Source organism: Flavobacterium sp. MMLR14_040, assembly GCF_033657265.1.
In the GTDB taxonomy this organism is placed as follows: domain Bacteria; phylum Bacteroidota; class Bacteroidia; order Flavobacteriales; family Flavobacteriaceae; genus Flavobacterium.
The window spans coordinates 42833-63558 of the sequence record NZ_JAWVWO010000015.1; the positions used below are offsets into that span (position 1 = coordinate 42833).

Here is a 20726-nt window from a genome sequence, read left to right on the forward strand (position 1 = left end):
GATAAAGCCTCTTACCTCTGAGTAACGTAATTAAGTTTAAGAAATGCAAAGAGCCACTTTTTAGTGGCTCTTTTTTTATTGATACTCAATGAAGTTATAATCAATGCTCCCCATACCCAATATCATCCATCTTCCCGCTAAAAACGCGATATTGAATAATAAAATAAATAATCACCAAAAACAAAGCGACAAAAAACCAGCTTAGTCCGGCGTTTAAACCGTATTCTCCTGCTGCAGTATTATAAATCGTTAACGATGGATTTACTTTATTTGTTGAAGGCAAAACATTCGGGAAAATTGAAACAGCTGTTGAAGCAAATCCGCCGACTAAAAACAAGGAAGAAAATATAAAGGCGTGACCGTCTTTTTTGAAGGAACGTACTTTGAACAACCCTAAAATACCAACAAAAGCCATTACAGGAAAAAACCAAAGAATTGGTGTTTCAATAAAATTATGAAACGGTTCCGGTTCGATGAAATGCCAGATTTGCAGCGATATACAAACCAAAACCAATAAACCGATATTTAGTCTGAAAACCATATTTTTAAGCTGTGGATTCAAATCGGAATTGGTTTTAAAAATAATCCAATTGGCACCGTGAATCATTAAAGCGACAACACTTACGATTCCCAGGAAAAGCGTAAACCAATCTATAATTCCCAATTCATTTGCCTGCGGACTAAATGTTGGATTCCACAAAGGCAAAAAGAAAAAATGCGGTTCTTGTGTTGAAACTCCGTTTTGTACCATTCCGAGATTGACGCCGCGAACAATATTTCCCAAAGCAATTCCGAAGAAAAGTGCCAAAAGTAAACTCGCGATTCCGAAAGCCTTATCCCAAATGGCTTCCCACATTGGGTGATGTACCTGCCCGCGCATTTCTAAACCAATGGCGCGGAAAATCAACAACCATAAAATCATGATTAAAGGCAAATAAAATCCGCTGAAAGAAGAAGCGTATAAAGTGGGGAAAGCAAAAAATAAAACTCCCCCGGCAGCGATCAGCCAAACTTCATTGGCATCCCAAAACGGACCGATTGAATTCGTGATTGCTTTTTTATCTTTTTCTGTTTTAGCAAAAAATAAATGTATAATTCCTGCTCCAAAATCATAACCGTCCAGTACAATATAAACGGCCAAAATTCCCATTAAAACTACGTACCAAAAAAATTCCATACTTATATTTTTTCTGTTGAAAGTTCCACATGATGCGGTCCTTTATTGATAATTTTTCCAATTAAAAGCAAAAACAGCATTCCGAGTAAAAGATACAACCCGATAAAACCTAATAAAGTAAACAAGGTATTTCCTGATGAAACGGTTGGCGATGCACCTTCGGCAGTTCGCAGTAAATTATAAACAAGCCACGGTTGTCTTCCTAATTCTGCTGTATACCAGCCTGTTGTATTGGCGATATACGGAAACGGCATCATGAACATGAGTGACCATAAAATCCATTTGGTTTGGTATAGTTTTCCTCTAATTAACTGAAAAAGGGCTAAAACCAGTAATCCAATAAAAATAGTTCCCAGCCCAACCATAATATGATAGGCATAATACAATCCCGAAATATTAGTTGGATGTAAATCTTCTTCAAACTGATCTAAACCTTTGATTTCCTGATCCCAATTTCCATAAGTAAGGAAACTTAAAATATTAGGAACCGCGATTTTATTGTCGAGTTTTTTGTCTTTTACATCGGGCTGTCCGATTAAAACAATTTCCGAACCTTTTTTCTCGGTATGAAAAATTCCTTCCATAGCGGCAAAAGTTACGGGTTGGTGTTTTACGACATTTTTAGCCAGTAAATCTCCCGTTGGAACCGCTACAATAATACTCGAAATCAATCCGAAAATCACTCCGGTTTTTAAAAATAATCTTCCAAAAGAAACATTCTTCTGACTCAAAATATAAAAAGCACCTATTCCGGCCACAACAAAAGAACTCGTTACCAAAGAAGCTGCCTGATTGTGTAAATATGATGGCCACAACCACGGATTGAGAAACAAGGCTTTGAAATTCGTAAGCACAAATCTTCCGTTTTCCAAAATTTCATATCCAACCGGATTTTGCATCCACGAATGTGTGGCAATAATTAAATAGCCACTCGCCCAGGAACCAATCATAATTAGCACTCCGGTTACAAAATGCCATTTATGTCCGAGGAGTTTTTCTCCAAATAAAAATATTCCCAGAAAAGAAGATTCTAAAAAGAAGGAAAACATACCTTCCATCGCCAAGGTCTGACCAATAATTCCGCCGGTTAATTCAGAGAATTTTGCCCAATTGGTTCCAAACTGAAACTCCATCGGAATTCCCGTTACAACGCCCATTGCAAAATTCAGGGCAAAAATTTTCATCCAGAAATGCGTGGCGTGATTGTATTGTTCGTTTTTGGTTTTAAGGTATTTCCATTTAAAATAAACAATGATCAGCGAAAGACCCATTGTAAGTTGCGGAAAAAGATAGTGAAAGGTAATTGTGAAGGCAAATTGCATTCGGTCATAAAAAAGCATTTCTTCCATGAGTGGTATTTGTTTATGAAGTCCCACAAATTTACCCATTAAAACCCGAAATGTTGTCCTTAAAAAAAAGTTTATTGAGTGGCATTTGTTAAACTTTTCAACAAAACATTGCCCGCGGTTTCAACCGCGGGAACTCATGCAAAATCATCATACGTTTCCCCTCGGTTGAAACCGCGGGCTATGTTTAATCATCTTTCAAAATTCCTTTTGCAACGCTTTCGTTTATTAAACCTTCGGCGTAATTCCCTATCGTTTACCCGCGGTTGAAACCGCAGGCTATGTTTTAATCATTTTTCAAAATTCCTTTTATAACGCTTTCGTTTATTAAACCTTCGGCGTAGTTCCATAATGTTTTGGAACCTTCTTTGATGACGCTCTTTTTTTCGCAGACTTTTTTATAGTTAACACCGAATTCTTTCCAGGTTCCTCCGTTATTTGATGTATTTTGCAATAACGGCTCTAATCTGTCCATCGCTTTTGCAAACTTGGCTTCGTTGGTTTCTCCGGCTTCAAATTCTTCCCAAATGGCGATTAATTCCTCGGCTTGTTTCTTTGGTAGTAAACCAAAAATTCGATTCGCAGCCAATCGTTCTTCATCTGTATTGCAATGATTTTTTTCAGAATCGTATATAAAAATATCACCAGAATCAATTTCGACAATATCGTGAATCAAAACCATTTTTACTACTTTCAAAACATCAATTGGTTCATCTGAATGTTCTGCCAGAACAATCGCCATCAAGGCCAAATGCCAGCTGTGTTCTGCATCATTTTCATTTCGGTCGCTATTGAATAGTTTCGTTTTTCGCTGAATATATTTTACTTTATCAATCTCTTTTATAAAAGCAATTTGATTTAATAGATCTTCTGTATTCATAATATTTAGTGTCGAAATGTAAAATTACGTAGATTTTTTTTCTACATATAAGGTATATAAGTTCAATTTAGTTTGGTGCGTAATAAATAAGCTTAAATTTAAATCTTATAAGTTTAATTTTGGTTTGTATAGATTTAGTTTCTAACTTAATCTACTTATATAACTTATCTGCTGAATCTTTCCATCTTTTTTACACAAAAATCAAATTTGTGTAACATTAGTCACTCATTTTAAATAAAAACTAAGTTACCTTTGTATTCCCTTATTTTACAATACATATCATGAAAATAGAACAAATCTACACCGGATGTTTAGCACAAGGTGCATATTATATTACCTCAAACGGAGAAGCAGCTATTATCGACCCACTTAGAGAAATCCAACCTTATTTGGATCGTTTAGAGCGCGATCAGGTAAAATTGAAATATATTTTTGAAACGCATTTTCACGCTGATTTCGTTTCGGGCCATATCGATTTAAGTAAAGAAACCGGAGCACCAATTGTTTACGGGCCAAATGCGGCTTGTGAATTTGACTGCATTTCTGCAAAAGATGGGCAAGAATTTAAAATTGGGGATATTACCATAAAAGCCTTGCATACTCCGGGACATACTATGGAAAGCACCACTTATTTACTGGTTGATGCAAACGGAAAAGATCACGCTATTTTCTCTGGAGACACTTTATTTATTGGTGATGTTGGCCGTCCTGATTTGGCTCAAAAAGCGGCTGGAATGACACAAGACCAACTGGCTGGAATTTTATTTCATTCCCTTAGAGATAAAATTATGACTTTGGCCGATGATGTAATCGTTTATCCTGCGCATGGTGCAGGAAGCGCTTGTGGAAAAAATATGAGTAAAGAAACGGTTTCGACAATTGGGAATCAAAAAGCGACCAATTATGCTTTGCGTGCTAATATGACCGAAGCAGAATTTATTGAAGAAGTTACGGACGGATTATTGCCTCCGCCAGCCTATTTCAGCATGAATGTGGCGATGAATAAAGGTGGTTATGAGAGCTTTGAAACAGTTTTACACAACGGAATGAAAGCCATTAAAGCTGAAGAATTTGAGGCTGTTGCCGAAGAAACCGGAGCATTGATTTTGGATACCCGAAAAAGTGCTGATTTCTACAAAGGATTTATTCCGCAATCTATTAATATTGGAATCAATGGTGATTTTGCGCCGTGGGTTGGAACTTTAGTTGCTGATGTAAAACAACCTATTGTATTAGTTACCGAAAATGGCCTTGAAGAAGAAACCGTAACACGTTTAAGCCGCGTAGGTTTTGATACAATTATTGGACATCTTGAAGGTGGCTTTGAAGCTTGGGAAAAAGCAGGTTTTGAAGTGGATACGGTGAACCGAATTTCGGCTGAACAATTTGCGGATAAATTCAATATTAAAGAAGATAAAATTATTGATGTTCGTAAAGAAACGGAATACGAAGCAGAACATATAGAAGATGCTTATAGTAAACCGCTTGCTTACATCAATGACTGGGTAAAAGATATTAACCCAAATGAGCATTTTTATTTGCATTGCGCGGGCGGATATCGCAGTATGATCGCCGCTTCGATTTTGCAAGCCCGCGGTTTTAGAAACTTTACCGAAATTGACGGAGGTTTTGGAGCCATTGCAAAAACAAATATTCCAAAATCAGATTTCGTTTGCCAGAGTAAGATTTTGAAAGCATAAACATATTTTTTCACCATATAAGTTATATAAGTTCATTTAATTACGGTGCGTTTAAACTTTAAGCTGGTAACTTATATGAACTCATATAAGTTCAACACGATTAAAACTCCAGCTTATAATTGCTTATATCACTTATATGGTAAAAAAAAATCTAATTTTAAAAAAATATGAACCTACTAGAAATTTTAAGAGAACCGTGGCCTTGGTATGTTGCGGGTCCGTTGATTGGGCTGACTGTTCCTATATTGTTGATTATCGGAAATAAATCTTTCGGGATTAGTTCTTCGCTGCGTCATATTTGTGCAGCTTGTATTCCTGCGAATATTTCCTTTTTTAAATATGATTGGAAAAAAGAAAGCTGGAATTTATTTTTCGTTTTCGGAATTTTTCTTGGTGGAATCATAGCGGCTTATTTTCTATCAAATCCAAATCAGGTTGAAATTACACCGCAGCTTTCAGAGCAATTAGCCTCTTACGGAATCACTGATCATTCTGGTTTATTACCAAAAGAGCTTTTTTCCTGGGAAAGTTTATTTACACTTCGTGGATTTATCATGATTGTCGTTGGTGGATTTTTAGTTGGTTTCGGAACGCGTTATGCGGGCGGCTGTACGAGCGGTCATGCGATTATGGGAATTTCAAACTTGCAATGGCCTTCATTAGTGGCGACAATCTGTTTTATGATTGGCGGTTTTATCATGGCAAATTTGATTTTGCCTTACATTCTTGCGCTTTAAGAATTCTTTCACTTTAAAATTTCAAAAATGAATAATTTAGAAAATAAAAATGCAGATACAGAAGGAATCAACGGAAGTCAACTTAAAGATTCGGGTTTCGGAAACTTTAAATATCTTTTGGTTGGAATCTTTTTCGGAATTGTATTCGTAAAAGCAGAGATCATTAGTTGGTTTCGTATTCAGGAAATGTTTCAATTGCAATCTTTCTTTATGTATGGTGTAATTGGAAGTGCCGTTGTGGTTGGAATAATCTCTGTTCAAATAATCAAAAGATTCAATATTAAAACCATTCAGGGAGAAAAAATAGAAATTCAGCCTAAAACTTTCAGTAAGGGACAAATTTATGGCGGATTGATGTTTGGTTTTGGATGGGCGATTACTGGAGCTTGTCCCGGCCCATTATTTGCGCAAATTGGTACCGGGGTAACTGTAATTGTGGTTACTTTATTAAGTGCCATTTTGGGAACCTGGTTTTATGGTTTGATAAAAGATAAACTGCCTCACTAATTTTTTTTCGATTTAAAATATCAAACCCGACAGATTTTTAAAATCTGTCGGGTTTACTTTTTAATAGCTTTCCTTAAAAGCACTTTTTAAATCTATTAACAGACAAATTTTAAAAACACGCTTGGTTTCATTTTCTTTAGTTATGTTTGTTAAAAATAATACCCGCCAAAACAAACATAAATATGAAACGTTCAGAACAGTTATCAATATTAAAAAACACTGAAAAGTGGGACGTTATTATAATAGGTGGCGGGGCAAGCGGCCTGGGAACAGCTCTTGATGCAGCAAGCAGAGGATACAAAACTATTTTGCTTGAAGCTGTAGATTTTGCAAAAGGAACTTCCAGCAGAAGTACCAAACTTTTTCATGGCGGTGTGCGTTATCTGGAACAGGGAGATATTCATTTGGTAAGAGAAGCGCTGAAAGAAAGAGGGTTGCTGGCAAAAAACGCAACTCATTTAGTCAAAAATCAATCTTTTGTAATTCCAAATTATAATTGGTGGGGCGGCTGGTTTTACACCTTCGGATTGAAAATCTATGATTTATTATCAGGGCGTTTAAGTTTTGGCAGTTCAAAATATATCTCAAAGAAAAAAACAATCGAAATGCTGCCTGCTGTTGAAAGAAAAGGCTTGGTGAGCGGAGTTATTTACCATGACGGGCAATTTGATGATTCGCGTTTGGCTATTAATCTCGCACAAACTGCTATTGAAAAAGGAGCTTGCCTTTTAAATTATTCCAAAGTCATAAACTTATTAAAAGACGATAAAAACCAAATTATCGGAGTTGAAGCAATTGATCATGAAACAGGTGACAGATACGAGATAAAAGGAGCTGCGATCATTAATGCAACTGGCGTTTTTACAAATGCTATAATGAAATTGAATGACAAAGTTTATAAAAAATATATTGTTCCCAGTCAGGGTATTCATCTCGTATTTGACAAATCTTTTCTGCCGGGCGAACACGCTTTGATGATTCCTAAAACAAGTGATGGAAGAGTTTTATTTGCAGTTCCCTGGCATAATTACATTGTGGTGGGAACTACTGATACATTAATAAGGAAACACAGTTTAGAACCGATCGCCCTCGAAAGTGAAATTGAATTTGTATTGCAGACTGCTCAGCGTTTTCTATCAAAAAAACCAACCAGAGCAGATGTTTTATCTGTCTTTGCCGGTTTACGTCCTTTGGCAGCTCCGGAGGAAGAAGGAAAAAGTACCAAAGAAGTTTCCAGAAGTCATAAAATTATTGTTTCAGAAACAGGCTTGATTACGATTACCGGAGGAAAATGGACGACTTACAGAAAAATTGCTGAGGACATTATAAACAAAGCAATCAAGACAGGTAAACTTCCTAAAAAGGATTGTAATACGGAGTTTCTTTCTATTCATGGAAATAAGGATACTTCTGCTTTAGATAGAAAAAATCACTTATATATCTACGGTTCGGATATCCCAAAAATAATTGAATTACAAGAAAACGAACCCGGATTAAAAGAGAAATTACATCCCGATCACGAATTTACAATGGCAGAAGTTGTTTGGGCTATTCGACATGAAATGGCCAGAACGGTTGATGATATTTTAGCAAGACGTGTTCGCTTATTATTTTTAGATGCCAGAGCTGCAATTGAATCTTCAGAAAAAGTAGCGCGAATATTGGCTAAAGAAATCGGACATAATGAAGCCTGGATTAATAAAGAAATTTTAAACTTTAAAGAAATTTCTAAAGGTTTTTTGTTGCCTGAATTCCAACAAGCCTTTCTTAATAAGGACAAAAAGCCTGCTTAGTACACTCCTATTTTAAATCAATTTCAATATAAAAATTATAGGGAACATTTTATTATCAGCAAATCATACATCTAATCAAAATTTTGCCTTACTTTTATACTAATTCTATAGGCTTTATAAAGTTATGATAGGTGTTAATTTGAATTAACAAAAAATTAACACAACACTTGTATATACAACTATTAAAAGTTATACATTTGTATATACAAATTATACACTTACGACTATGACAATTGAAGAGGTTATTAAAAGTACAGTTAAGATGGATAATGCGAAAAAAGTTATTCTGAATATCATGTACACGCAAAACGTGATTCAGGATCATTTCAGCGAGTTGATGAAACCGTATGATTTATCCGGAGAACAATATAATGTGCTACGTATATTGAGAGGACAAAAAGGTAATCCTGCTAACATGTGTGTGATCCAGGAACGAATGCTTGCTAAAACTAGCAACACAACGAGACTGGTAGACAAACTGTTACTAAAAGATTATGTTACAAGAAATGTTTGTCCTGGCAATAGAAGAAAGATTGAAGTATCAATTACTCAAAAAGGACTAGATGTTTTAAAAGAATTAGATCCGAAAGTAGATGAACACGAGCGTTCATTTGCCAGAAATATAAGTCCGGAAGAATTAGAATTATTAAATCGATTATTAGAAAAATACCGAACCCAACAAAATTAATATTATGAGCACATTATTAGAAAATTTGAACTGGAGATATGCAACAAAAAAGTTTGATGCAACAAAAAAAATCTCAGATGCAGATTTAAATACCTTAAAAGAAGCTGTTAGATTAGCTGCTTCTTCATACGGATTACAACCATACAAAGTTGTTATCGTAGAAAACCCTGAATTAAGAGAGCAATTAAAAGCTGCCGCTTATGGGCAAACTCAAATTACAGATGCATCTCAATTATTCATTTTTGCAAATGATTTAAATGCAGGACCAGAATCTGTAGCAGCTTATATCAAAAACATAAGCGAAACAAGAGGTGTTCCTACTGAAGCTTTAGGCGGATTTGCAGATATGATGAATGGTGTGATCTCAAACTTATCACAAGAGAATAAAAACATCTGGACAGCAAAACAAACTTATATCGCTTTAGGAACTTTATTAGCTGCTGCTGCCGAATTAAAAATCGATGCAACGCCAATGGAAGGTTTCAATGCAGCTGCATTTAACGAAATTCTAGGTTTCGATAAATTAGGCTTAAACGCTTCAGTTATTGCAACTGTAGGTTACAGACATGATGAGGACGACGCTCAGCACTACAAAAAAGTTAGAAAATCTCACGAAGAATTATTTATCACTATATAATTATTATTAATCCAAAATCAATTTTAACAAAATGAAAAATTTAAAAACAATTGCAATAGCATTATTCGTAGCAGCGGCTAGTATTTCAGTAAATGCTCAAACTAAAAAAATCGACGTTAAAGCATCTACTATCAAATGGGTAGGTAAAAAAGTAACCGGAGAGCACTCTGGAACTGTAAACTTTAAAGACGGAGCTGTAGTTTTCAAAGGAAAAAAATTAACTGGTGGTAGTTTCACTGTTGATATGACTTCTTTAACTGCAACTGATTTAACTGGAGAATACCAAGGAAAATTGAATGGTCACTTAAAAGCTGACGATTTCTTTGGAACTGACAAATTTCCAACTGCAAAATTAGTTTTCAAAACTATCGGAGCTAAAGCAACTGACGTTTATACTGTAACTGCTGATTTAACTATCAAAGGAATCACTAAACCTGTAACTTTTGACATCACTGTAGCTGGAAACACTGCTACAACTGCATTTAAAGTTGACAGAACTAAATATGATATAAAATACAACTCTGGTAACTTCTTCGAAAACTTAGGAGACAAAACTATCAATGACGATTTCGAATTAACTGTAGCTTTAAAATTCTAATATTTTAGACTTACTAATTCAAAAATTAGAAAACCCCAAAAGTTTAGGCTTTTGGGGTTTCTTTTTTATACTTTTCACAATAATAACGTTCTTAACACTTAAATAACCCTTTCATAACAACACGCAATGTTTTGATTAACATACGGCATTTAATTTTGGAGTACTTAAAAAAATCAAAAACTAGAAATCCAAATTATAGTTATGAAAACAAAAATCAGTATTGCAATTCTAAGTATTCTAAGCAGTTTTTTTCTACAGGCACAACAACAAAGGGGAATTGTTGGCACCACAAACTGGATGAACAACTGGACTAATTTTAAACCAGCCAACACAGAATATAACGAAGCTAGCAATATTATTGCAGGAACAATTGACAAAGACACAAAATTATACAAACGAAACACTTATCAATTGGTTGGTACTGTTTATGTAACCAACAATGCTGTTTTAACCATTGAACCCGGAACTGTAATTCGCGGAGATGACAAAAGCTGCGGAACATTAGTAATAACTAATGGCTGCAAAATAATGGCAGAAGGTTTAGAAACCGATCCTATTATTTTTACATCAAACAAAGATGTTTTGGATAGAAAACCTGGGGACTGGGGCGGAATTATTATTATGGGAAAAGCTCCAATAAATAGCCTTGGAGGATTGCACACTTTACCTTTTGATCTTGATCCTTTATTAAATCATTATGGCGGTCAGGATACCGAAGACAATTCCGGAATTTTAAAGTATGTTAGAATCGAATATTCAGGAAGAAAGTTAAGTGCTTTGAAAGAGCTTAACGGACTTTCATTAGCCGCTGTCGGAAAAAAGACAGTTTTAAGTAACATCCAAATTAGTTTTTCAAACGACGATTCATTTGAATGTTATGGAGGAAATTTAGATATGAACAATTTAGTTTCTTACAGAACAACTGATGATGATTTTGATTTTACACAGGGAGCGCAAATTAATATTAGCAACAGCATTGCTATTCGCCATCCGTTTTCATCAGATATTTCAGGTTCAAGATGTTTTGAAATTGACTCTTATGATAAAATCGAAAATACAGACATCAATAAATTGACTAAAATAAACGCCTCAAACATTACACTTGTTAATCTGGAAGAAAATAATCAGGGATTGGTAAGAGAATCTATTCATATAAAAGAAAATACATTTTTTAATTTAACAAATAGTATCGTATCCGGTTTTATGTCTTTTGTTATATTGGAAGGAAATATAGGAAATGGAGATGCCAATTTATCTAAAATCAACTTCAAAAATGTAATTGTAAATAATTGCCAGGGCGAAATTATAAGTGAATCAAGCAGTAATGACGCGGGAATTAAAAATTATTACAGCAAACCACAATTTGCTTTGGATTTTACTAAAATTAGAAACATTGATTTATTTACAACGCCCAATATCAAAGGAAGTCCAGATTTTAGAGTAAACCAAAACAACACTATTGCAATTGGAAACTAAGGAATTAAAACCATCTTATCTGGCAAAATTTAACAAATTTCCAGATTTAGAAAAGTTTTTTTCAAATTTTATGTATTCTAATCCAAATTACATTTATATATTTGCGTTATCAAAATAAGATATGAAAACAACAATGAACAATATTTGGTGGTGGAAGAATTTACGTCAATCGTCGTGAACAAAGCTTCCTATGGTATTGTAAACTATAAATATAAAAGGCTTGTCATCACGACAAGCCTTTTTTTTGGTCGAAACTCAAATGAAATAAATTAAAATTAAAAACAACATACTTTGAAACCTTTTATACTCAACACACACTACAAACAAATTCTGGCAGACACGATTACGCCGGTAAGTATTTATTTTAAAATAAGAGATAAATTTCCTAATAGTTTATTATTGGAAAGTAGTGATTATCATGGAAACGATAACAGCTTCTCTTATATCTGCTGCAATCCCATTGCGACGATTAAAATCGAAAACGAAACAATTTCAAAAACGTTTCCTGACGGAACTACTGAAAAAATTTCAATTGATGCAATGACTAATATTCCAGAAGTAATTCAGGAATTTTCAAGTCAGTTTCAATCAGAAAAAAACGATTTTAAATTCATCAATAACGGATTATTCGGATACATTTCTTACGATGCTGTTCGTTATTTTGAAAAAGTTTCTATTGCTAAAAAAGATACGGCAACATTAATTCCGGATGTATTTTACGCCGTTTATCAAAACATAATTGCTATTAATCACTTTAAAAATGAAGCTTACATTTTTTGTCACAGTGTTGATGGCAAAAACAACATTTCGGAAATTGAGCAATTGCTTCAATCACGAAATATAGCATCCTATAAATTCTCTAAAGAAGGAGAAGGTTTCTCTAACTTAACCGATGAAGAATTCAAGCATAATGTGGCTTTAGCAAAAAAACATTGTTTCCGCGGTGATGTATTTCAATTGGTTTTATCTCGTCGTTTTACACAAGGTTTTAAAGGCGATGAATTCAATGTTTACAGAGCTTTGCGCAGTATAAATCCATCTCCTTATTTATTCTTTTTTGATTATGGAGATTTTAAAATATTTGGGTCTTCGCCCGAAGCACAAATTATCGTAAAAAACAGAAAAGCCGAAATTCACCCTATCGCAGGAACTTTTAAAAGAACCGGAAATGATGAACGCGATGCACTTTTAGCCAAAGAACTATCAGAAGATAAAAAAGAAAACAGCGAACATGTGATGTTGGTTGATTTAGCCAGAAATGATTTAAGCAGAAATGGTCATGATGTAAATGTTGAAAAATACAGAGAAGTTCAGTTTTTCTCGCATGTAATCCACTTGGTTTCAAAAGTAACAGGGCATCTGCACGATAAAGCCACAACAATGCAAGTTGTTGCAGATACTTTCCCAGCCGGAACTTTAAGCGGAGCGCCAAAACACAGAGCGATGCAATTGATTGAAGATTACGAAAAAACAAATCGTAATTTCTATGGAGGTGCAATTGGTTTCATGGATTTTAACGGAAACTTTAATCACGCGATTATGATTAGAACTTTCCTTAGTAAAAACCATCAATTGCATTGTCAGGCCGGAGCCGGAATTGTAGCAAGTTCAGATGAGGAAAGCGAAATGCAGGAAGTTTATAACAAATTAAGAGCTTTGAATACAGCGCTTGAAATGGCGGAGAAGATATAGTAAACAGTCGCAGTTTTCAGTCCCAGTCACAGTGACACAGAATGATCAGCGATTTCTCCCCGAGGTTGAAACCTCGGGCAATGTTTGAAAAGCGTTATAAAAGGAATCGTATATAACATAGCCAACGGTTTCAACCCTTGGAGACAAAGATTAGTAACCTGAAACAATTAACAAACCATCAATAATCATGAAAAAAGCAATTTCAATTTTATTTTTAATCATTAGCATAACAGCTTGTAATTCGGAAAAGAAAGAAAATCCAATTAAAGGAACATGGCGTTTGATATCAGCTGAAACCACAGAAAAAGATTCGACTTTCTCGACTTTCAATCCAAAAACAAAAATGATTAAAATTATAAATGACACTCATTTTGCTTTTTTCAATCATGATTTAAATAATGGAAAAGACAGCACAGCAGCAGTATTCTTTGGCGGAGGCGGGAAATATACTTTAAAAGATAGTGTATACACCGAAAATCTGGAATATTTCAATAACCGCCAATGGGAAAATGGAAAATTTGAGTTTGTAGTTAAAATCAAAAATGATACATTAACTCAAAAAGGAATAGAAAAAATAGAAAAATTAGGCATCGACCGCATTATTACTGAAAAATACATTCGAGAAAAGTAAAAATTTAGTTTCAAGTTTTCTTTGTTTCAAGTTTCAAGTTGTTGAAACTTAAAACCTCAGAACCTTAGCAACTTAGAACCTTAAAAAAAATGAAAAAAATATTAGTTATAGACAATTACGATAGTTTCACTTATAATTTAGTGCATTATCTGGAAGATTTAAACTGCGAAGTTACTGTTTACAGAAACGATGAGTTTGAGATTGACGAAATCGCAACTTTCGATAAAATTCTACTTTCACCAGGACCCGGAATTCCGGATGAAGCGGGTTTATTAAAAGCTGTAATTGCAAAATATGCCCCAACAAAAAGCATTCTTGGTGTTTGTTTGGGTCAACAAGCAATTGGAGAAGTTTTTGGCGGAACGCTTTCAAACCTTGACAAAGTATATCACGGTGTTGCAACGAATGTAAAAACAGTAGTTTCTGATGAAATTTTGTTTGAAGGTTTAGGAAACGAATTCGAAGTCGGAAGATACCATTCATGGGTTGTAGACGCTAATTTACCAGACGTTCTTGAAGCAACTTCAATTGACGAAAATGGGCAAATTATGTCACTAAGACACAAAACCTTTGACGTAAGAGGTGTTCAGTTTCATCCGGAAAGTGTGTTGACACCAAAAGGAAAATTGATATTGGAGAATTGGATTAAGAGTTAGTTTATAACTAAATTCGAAGAAAAATATATTATTCTCACAAGGATTAATAAAAACAATAATATGAATTAATCCTTGTGAAATTCCAAACTATACTTAACTAACATTTAAAAAATCAAAAATGAAAAGAAAATTACTAATATTATTTATTCTAATCTCAACTTATACATTTGCTGCAGACGTAACCGGAAATGTATTTTTAGACAATACAGCAAATTCAGAAAACTGTACCATTACATTTACACCAGTATCACCAAGTGCGGTTCTTGCAGAAGTTACATCGCAAACTAATGGAAGTTATTCTGCTAATATTGCTAATGGAGTTTATAATATAAAGTATCAAAAAAATGGATATCTGGCTTATGAGTTATTAAATATTTTCATCAATGGAACTATGAAGTTAGACGATGTAACCTTATCATCTAATAATCTGGTTTTGGTAAATGGAAATGTAAATGGGACATGGACAAAAGGAAATACTTATCGCGTTACTGGTAATATTGTGGTACCTACAGGTCAAACTTTAACAATTGAAGAAGGTGTAGAAATAAAATTTGACGGCTATTATTCCTTGATTGTAAATGGAACACTTTTAGCAAATGGTTCAGCAAATAATTATATCAAGTTTACATCAAACAGTTCGTCACCAACCAAAAAAGATTGGAATCAGATTGCCATTTATGGAACGTCAAAACTGGATTATTGCATCATTGAATATGGGAAAATTAAAAATGATGATAATATAGGAATCTTACATGTTCTGGGAAATCTAGATATTTCTAACAGTATTATCAGAAATTCAGAACAAAGTGCAATAAGCATTAGAAACTCAGCGAATTTGACTATTAGAAACAATAAAATATATAATTGTGCATACGGATTATCAATTGACACGACAGAAAAGATTATTGTTGAAAACAATGAGATATTTAATCTCTCTATAATTGGTTTAAATATATATCAGGCAGCAACTTCGTCAGTATTCAAAAATAACATTATCCACGATTGCTTATATTATGGAGTACAATTAATGAATGTTGATTACACTCTGGAACGCAACATTATCTACAACAATGATTCTGGAATATATGTATCATACAGTAAACCAAACATTATAAATAACACAATTATATTTAATAGAGATGGTATTAGTTTGTATGACAATGAAGCTTATAAAATAACAAACCCGGTTATTAATTCTAATATCATTGCTTATAACTCAAATTATGCAATATATTCGAGAAGTACCAATAAACCACAGTCTGTTTCGTATAATTTATTTAGCAATAATACAGCCGGAACCGGAAATGTATTACCTGTAGGCGTTGGTCCAATAATTACTCAAAATAAAAATAATACGCCATCAGATGCTTACTACAACATATTTGTTGACCCAGAATTTGAATCTACTATTCAAACAGAAAGCACTTTTTGCCATTTAAAAAGCGATTCTCCAGCTGTAAATGCTGGCGATCCATCAATAATAATATCGAATGGTACAATTGTAGATATTGGAGCAAAAGAATTAGGTGGGAATTTATCTACCGGAGAATTTACAAATAATAAATTAACTAAAATAAAAGTTTTCCCAAATCCAACAGCTGATTTTTTATCTTTTGAAACAAATCAAAATTACACATTCGACTCCATCAAATTCTTCGATATAAACGGTAAAAATATTGATCAGATTAAATTAGATGAATCTAAATCTTCGTATTTCTGGAAAGTATCTAGCCATTTTAACAAAGGCGTTTTTCTATATGTGGTTATGAATGGAAATTCAATTATTGACTCAGGAAAATTCATAAAAAAATAGAACATAATTAAAAATTTGTTAGGAAATAATAATCCCAAAGCAATGATAACACTTTCAGAAACCCGAGAAATCAACATCGAAGACATTCTGATCTTATACAAAGCAAATGAATGGAGTTCGGCGAACAAACCAAATGAATTATATAAAGGTCTTTTAAATTCAGAAACCTTAATTACAGCTTGGGAAGGGGAAAAATTAGTAGGACTTGGGAATGCAATTTCTGATGGATTTTTAACAGTTTATTATCCGCATTTATTGGTGCTTCCAGAGTATCAGGGAAAAGGAATTGGAAAAATGATTGTAGATAAAATGCAGGAGAAATACAGTCACTTTCATATGCAAATGTTAACCGCCGATGGAAAAGCAGTTGACTTTTATAAAAAAAATGGCTTTGAAAGAGCCGGAAAAACCGAACCCATGTGGATTTATCAGGGAAATGAACATTAAAAAACAAGTAGACAGTCTCAGTTTTAAGTCTCAGTTTAAAAAAACTTAGAACCTTAGTATTTTAGAATCTTAGCAACTTAAAAAAAATGAAAACTATATTAAATAAATTAATCAATCACGAAGTGCTTTCAAAAGAAGAAGCAAAGGATGTATTGATTAATATTTCAAGCGGAAGTTATAATCCAAGTCAGATTTCGGCATTTTTGACCGTATTTATGATGCGAAGCATTACGATCGATGAACTTTCGGGTTTTCGTGAAGCTTTATTAGAATTATGTGTTCGCGTTGATTTATCAGCATATAACACTATTGATTTATGCGGAACAGGTGGTGATGGAAAAGACACTTTCAATATCTCAACTTTAGCTTCATTTATTTCAGCCGGAGCGGGAATAAAAGTGGCGAAACACGGAAATTACGGTGTTTCATCTATTTCTGGTTCAAGCAACGTGATGGAAAAAATGGGAATTAAATTCAGCAATGACCCTTCCTTTTTAGAGAAATGTATTGATAAAGCCGGAATTTGCGTTTTGCACGCTCCCCTATTTCACCCGGCGATGAAAAATGTTGGACCAATCCGTAAAGAATTAGCTGTAAAAACATTCTTTAATATGTTGGGACCAATGGTAAATCCGTCGTTTCCACAGAATCAATTGGTTGGAGTTTTCAACTTAGAATTGGCAAGAATGTATGCTTATTTGTATCAAAATACCGATATCAATTTCACTATCCTGCATTCGCTTGACGGATATGACGAAATCTCATTAACAGGGCCAACCAAAACGATAACATCTCACATGGAAGGGATGTTAAAACCGGAAGATTTTGGTGTTAGACTTTTATCACAAACTGAAATAGAAGGTGGAAAAACTATAGAAGAATCGGCAGAAATGTTCACTAACATTATTTCTGGAAAAGGAACTGAAGCACAAAATAATGTAGTTTTAGCCAATGCAGCAATGGCGATTGCAACCGTTACAAAATGTTCTACTTTAGAAGGATTTGAATTGGCAAAGGAGAGCCTTTTCTCAGGAAAAGGTCTAAACGCATTAAAGGCATTACAAGAATTAAGTAAATAAAAAAATAGTTTCTTTTGTTTCAGGTTTCAAGTTTCAAGTTAGTTGGAACGTGAAACCTGAAACCTGAAACCTGAAACAAAATAAGATGAATATTTTAGATAAAATAATATTTGATAAACAGCGAGAAGTCATTCTTAAAAAATCAATTATTCCAGTTTCTCAATTAGAAAGTTCTGTGTTTTTTGGGAGAGAAACTATTTCTTTGAGTCAAAAATTGAGAACAAGCTCTACTGGAATTATTGCGGAACACAAACGTCGTTCGCCTTCAAAATCAGTAATCAATCACAGTTTTACAGTTGAAGAAGTCGTTAAAGGATATGAAAGTGCGGGCGCTTTCGGAATTTCGGTTTTAACAGATGGAAAGTATTTTGGAGGATCTTTAGACGATTTACTTTTGGCAAGAGCAAGTGTAAATATTCCGCTTTTGCGAAAAGAATTTATTGTTGATGAATACCAAATTCTGGAAGCCAAAGCTTTTGGAGCAGATTTGATTTTACTGATTGCTGCGGTTTTAACTCGTGAAGAAATCAAATCTCTATCTGAATTTGCGAAAAAATTAGATTTAGAGGTTCTATTAGAAGTTCATAATCAGGAAGAATTAGAAAAATCAATTATGCCAAGTTTAGACATGATTGGTGTGAATAATAGAAACTTAAAAACGTTTGAAGTTAGTCTTGATTTCAGTAAACAATTGGCATCACAAATCCCAGATGATTTCGTAAAAGTTTCAGAAAGTGGTATTTCATCTATCGAAGCCATTTCAGAACTAAGACCTTACGGTTACAACGGATTTTTAATTGGGGAAAACTTCATGAAAACCGATAACGCAGGAAATGCAGCTAAAGATTTTATCGACAAACTAAATCTATAAAAGTTGCCACGAATTTCACTAATTAGCACGAATTGAATTAGTGGAAATTCGTGACACGACCGATAGCGAACAGGCGAAGCAAATTCGTGGCGAAAAAAAAACAAAAAAACTTAGTGTCTTAGCGCCTTCGTGGCAAAAACAACAATAAAATGAAACTCAAAATATGCGGCATGAAATATCCAGAAAACATCCTTGAGGTAGGCGCACTCCTACCCGATTATATGGGATTTATTTTCTGGGAGAAATCCGCGCGATACTTTAATGGAGAAATTCCGGAACTGATAGAAACGATCAAAAAAGTGGGCGTTTTTGTAAATCAGTCTCAGGAAGAAATTCTGGAAAAAGTTAAAAAATACAATTTACAAGCCGTTCAATTACACGGAAATGAATCAATAGAATTTTGTGCCGAATTAAAAACAAAATTGAATCATAAAATCGAAATTATAAAAGCATTTTCTGTAGATAATGATTTTGATTTTGAGAGTTTAAAACCTTTCGAATCTGTTTGTAATTACTTTTTGTTTGACACAAAAGGAAAATTACCCGGCGGAAACGGAACTACTTTTGACTGGACAATATTAAAAAAATATAAATCTGATAAACCATTCTTTTTGAGTGGCGGAATCGGAATTCAGGAATTAAAAGCCATAGAAGAAATTTCAAAAACAAATCTTCCTATTTATGCAGTCGATATAAATAGTAAATTTGAAATCGAACCAGGGCTAAAAAACAAAAACCTATTTAGCAATTTCAAACGAAAATTTGATGTTGCCAACTTTTAAAATTTTAATAAAATGAATTTTAACGTTAACGAAAAAGGATATTACGGAGAATTTGGAGGAGCTTATATTCCTGAAATGCTATATCCGAATGTAGAAGAATTACGCCAGAATTATTTAAAAATTACAAGCGAACCTGATTTTAAAGCGGAGTTCGACCAATTATTAAAAGATTATGTTGGACGCCCTAGTCCGCTTTATTTTGCGAAGCGTTTGTCTGAAAAATACAACACCAAAGTTTATCTAAAAAGAGAAGATTTAAATCATACCGGAGCACACAAAGTTAACAATACAATTGGTCAGATATTGGTTGCCAAACGTTTGGGCAAAAAACGTATTATTGCCGAAACCGGAGCCGGTCAGCATGGCGTTGCAACGGCAACAGTTTGTGCTTTAATGGGCTTGCAATGCATCGTGTATATGGGCGAAATTGACATTGCGCGTCAGGCACCAAACGTGGCTCGTATGAAAATGTTAGGCGCAGAAGTTCGTCCTGCACTTTCGGGTTCAAGAACTTTAAAAGATGCTACAAACGAAGCAATTCGCGACTGGATCAACAATCCTGTTGACACACATTATATTATCGGATCTGCAATTGGACCTCATCCTTATCCAGATATGGTGACACGTTTTCAAAGTGTAATTTCAGAAGAAATAAAATGGCAGTTAAAAGAAAAAGAAGGTCGTGAAAATCCTGATTATGTTGTCGCTTGTATTGGCGGCGGAAGTAATGCTGCCGGAACTTATTACCACTTTTTGCATGAGCCGGAAGTTGGAATCATAGCAGTCGAAGCTGCCGGAAAAGGTGTCGACAGCGGACATAGCGCTGCAACCAGTAAATTAGGAAAAGTGGGCGTTATTCACGGTTGTAAAACCCTTTTAATGCAAACGTTAGACGGACAAATTACAGAGCCGTATTCAATTTCTGCAGGTCTTGATTATCCTGGAGTTGGCCCAATGCATGCACATTTGGCACAAACGGGGCGTGGAGAATTCTTTTCGGTGACTGATGACGACGCAATGAATGCTGGTTTACAATTGACTAAATTAGAAGGAATTATTCCGGCGATTGAGAGCGCACATGCTTTTGCGGTTTTAGATCAAAAGAAATTCAAACCAACAGATATTGTGGTCATAAGTCTTTCTGGCCGTGGCGATAAAGATTTAGACAATTATATTGAGTATTTTAAATTGTAGTAATAATAATTTGGGCGTTCTC

At 34.2% G+C, this 20726-nt stretch carries 20 protein-coding genes; 17 read left to right on the forward strand and 3 right to left on the reverse strand.

The window, feature by feature from the left end; all coding sequences use genetic code 11:
• Positions 1–100: 100 nt before the first annotated feature.
• The 3 genes from cydB to SD960_RS17600 form a co-directional block, all read right to left on the reverse strand.
• Positions 101–1177, reverse strand: a complete 1077-nt coding sequence (gene cydB / locus SD960_RS17590; RefSeq protein ID WP_318805064.1) for a cytochrome d ubiquinol oxidase subunit II — start codon at positions 1175–1177, stop codon at positions 101–103.
• A gap of 2 nt (positions 1178–1179) precedes the next feature.
• Complete coding sequence (locus tag SD960_RS17595; RefSeq protein ID WP_318805065.1) at positions 1180–2526, reverse strand: cytochrome ubiquinol oxidase subunit I; 1347 nt, start codon at positions 2524–2526, stop codon at positions 1180–1182.
• A gap of 283 nt (positions 2527–2809) precedes the next feature.
• Positions 2810–3403: an HD domain-containing protein gene (locus SD960_RS17600; RefSeq protein WP_318805066.1), complete on the reverse strand. Its 594-nt coding sequence runs from the start codon at positions 3401–3403 to the stop codon at positions 2810–2812.
• A 281-nt stretch (positions 3404–3684) separates the two neighbouring features.
• Between SD960_RS17600 and SD960_RS17605 the strand changes: the two genes are divergently transcribed.
• The 17 genes from SD960_RS17605 (at position 3685) to trpB (ending at position 20704) form a co-directional block, all read left to right on the forward strand.
• Complete coding sequence (locus SD960_RS17605; RefSeq protein WP_318805067.1) at positions 3685–5103, forward strand: MBL fold metallo-hydrolase; 1419 nt, start codon at positions 3685–3687, stop codon at positions 5101–5103.
• A gap of 167 nt (positions 5104–5270) precedes the next feature.
• Positions 5271–5840: a YeeE/YedE family protein gene (locus tag SD960_RS17610; RefSeq protein ID WP_318805068.1), complete on the forward strand. Its 570-nt coding sequence runs from the start codon at positions 5271–5273 to the stop codon at positions 5838–5840.
• Between the two features lie 27 nt (positions 5841–5867).
• A complete protein-coding gene (locus SD960_RS17615) occupies positions 5868–6347 on the forward strand; it encodes a DUF6691 family protein (protein WP_318805069.1) in 480 nt (159 codons plus the stop codon).
• Positions 6348–6529: 182 nt separating this feature from the next.
• Positions 6530–8140, forward strand: a complete 1611-nt coding sequence (locus SD960_RS17620) for a glycerol-3-phosphate dehydrogenase/oxidase (RefSeq protein WP_318805070.1) — start codon at positions 6530–6532, stop codon at positions 8138–8140.
• Between the two features lie 226 nt (positions 8141–8366).
• Complete coding sequence (locus SD960_RS17625; RefSeq protein WP_042564639.1) at positions 8367–8828, forward strand: MarR family winged helix-turn-helix transcriptional regulator; 462 nt, start codon at positions 8367–8369, stop codon at positions 8826–8828.
• 4 nt (positions 8829–8832) lie between these two features.
• A complete protein-coding gene (locus SD960_RS17630) occupies positions 8833–9465 on the forward strand; it encodes an NAD(P)H-dependent oxidoreductase (RefSeq protein ID WP_318805071.1) in 633 nt (210 codons plus the stop codon).
• Positions 9466–9496: 31 nt separating this feature from the next.
• Positions 9497–10063: a YceI family protein gene (locus SD960_RS17635; RefSeq protein ID WP_133524601.1), complete on the forward strand. Its 567-nt coding sequence runs from the start codon at positions 9497–9499 to the stop codon at positions 10061–10063.
• 201 nt (positions 10064–10264) lie between these two features.
• A complete protein-coding gene (locus SD960_RS17640) occupies positions 10265–11539 on the forward strand; it encodes a hypothetical protein (RefSeq protein WP_318805072.1) in 1275 nt (424 codons plus the stop codon).
• A gap of 291 nt (positions 11540–11830) precedes the next feature.
• Positions 11831–13231: an anthranilate synthase component I family protein gene (locus SD960_RS17645; RefSeq protein WP_318805073.1), complete on the forward strand. Its 1401-nt coding sequence runs from the start codon at positions 11831–11833 to the stop codon at positions 13229–13231.
• Between the two features lie 187 nt (positions 13232–13418).
• Entirely contained in the window at positions 13419–13862 is a 444-nt protein-coding gene (locus SD960_RS17650) for a hypothetical protein (RefSeq protein ID WP_318805074.1), read from the forward strand.
• 89 nt (positions 13863–13951) lie between these two features.
• On the forward strand, positions 13952–14518 hold the full coding sequence (locus SD960_RS17655) for an aminodeoxychorismate/anthranilate synthase component II (RefSeq protein WP_318805075.1): 567 nt from the start codon (positions 13952–13954) through the stop codon (positions 14516–14518).
• 118 nt (positions 14519–14636) lie between these two features.
• The gene (locus SD960_RS17660; RefSeq protein WP_318805076.1) at positions 14637–16331 is read left to right on the forward strand and encodes a right-handed parallel beta-helix repeat-containing protein; all 1695 of its coding nucleotides are present in this window, start codon (positions 14637–14639) and stop codon (positions 16329–16331) included.
• A gap of 42 nt (positions 16332–16373) precedes the next feature.
• On the forward strand, positions 16374–16778 hold the full coding sequence (locus tag SD960_RS17665) for a GNAT family N-acetyltransferase (RefSeq protein WP_318805077.1): 405 nt from the start codon (positions 16374–16376) through the stop codon (positions 16776–16778).
• Between the two features lie 86 nt (positions 16779–16864).
• Complete coding sequence (gene trpD / locus SD960_RS17670) at positions 16865–17857, forward strand: anthranilate phosphoribosyltransferase (protein ID WP_318805078.1); 993 nt, start codon at positions 16865–16867, stop codon at positions 17855–17857.
• Between the two features lie 85 nt (positions 17858–17942).
• A complete protein-coding gene (trpC, locus tag SD960_RS17675) occupies positions 17943–18728 on the forward strand; it encodes an indole-3-glycerol phosphate synthase TrpC (protein WP_318805079.1) in 786 nt (261 codons plus the stop codon).
• Between the two features lie 149 nt (positions 18729–18877).
• Positions 18878–19510 carry a phosphoribosylanthranilate isomerase gene (locus tag SD960_RS17680; RefSeq protein ID WP_318805080.1) on the forward strand — a complete coding sequence of 211 codons (633 nt, stop codon included), beginning with the start codon at positions 18878–18880 and terminating at the stop codon, positions 19508–19510.
• A gap of 12 nt (positions 19511–19522) precedes the next feature.
• Entirely contained in the window at positions 19523–20704 is a 1182-nt protein-coding gene (gene trpB, locus SD960_RS17685) for a tryptophan synthase subunit beta (protein ID WP_318805081.1), read from the forward strand.
• The last annotated feature ends 22 nt before the right edge of the window (positions 20705–20726 follow it).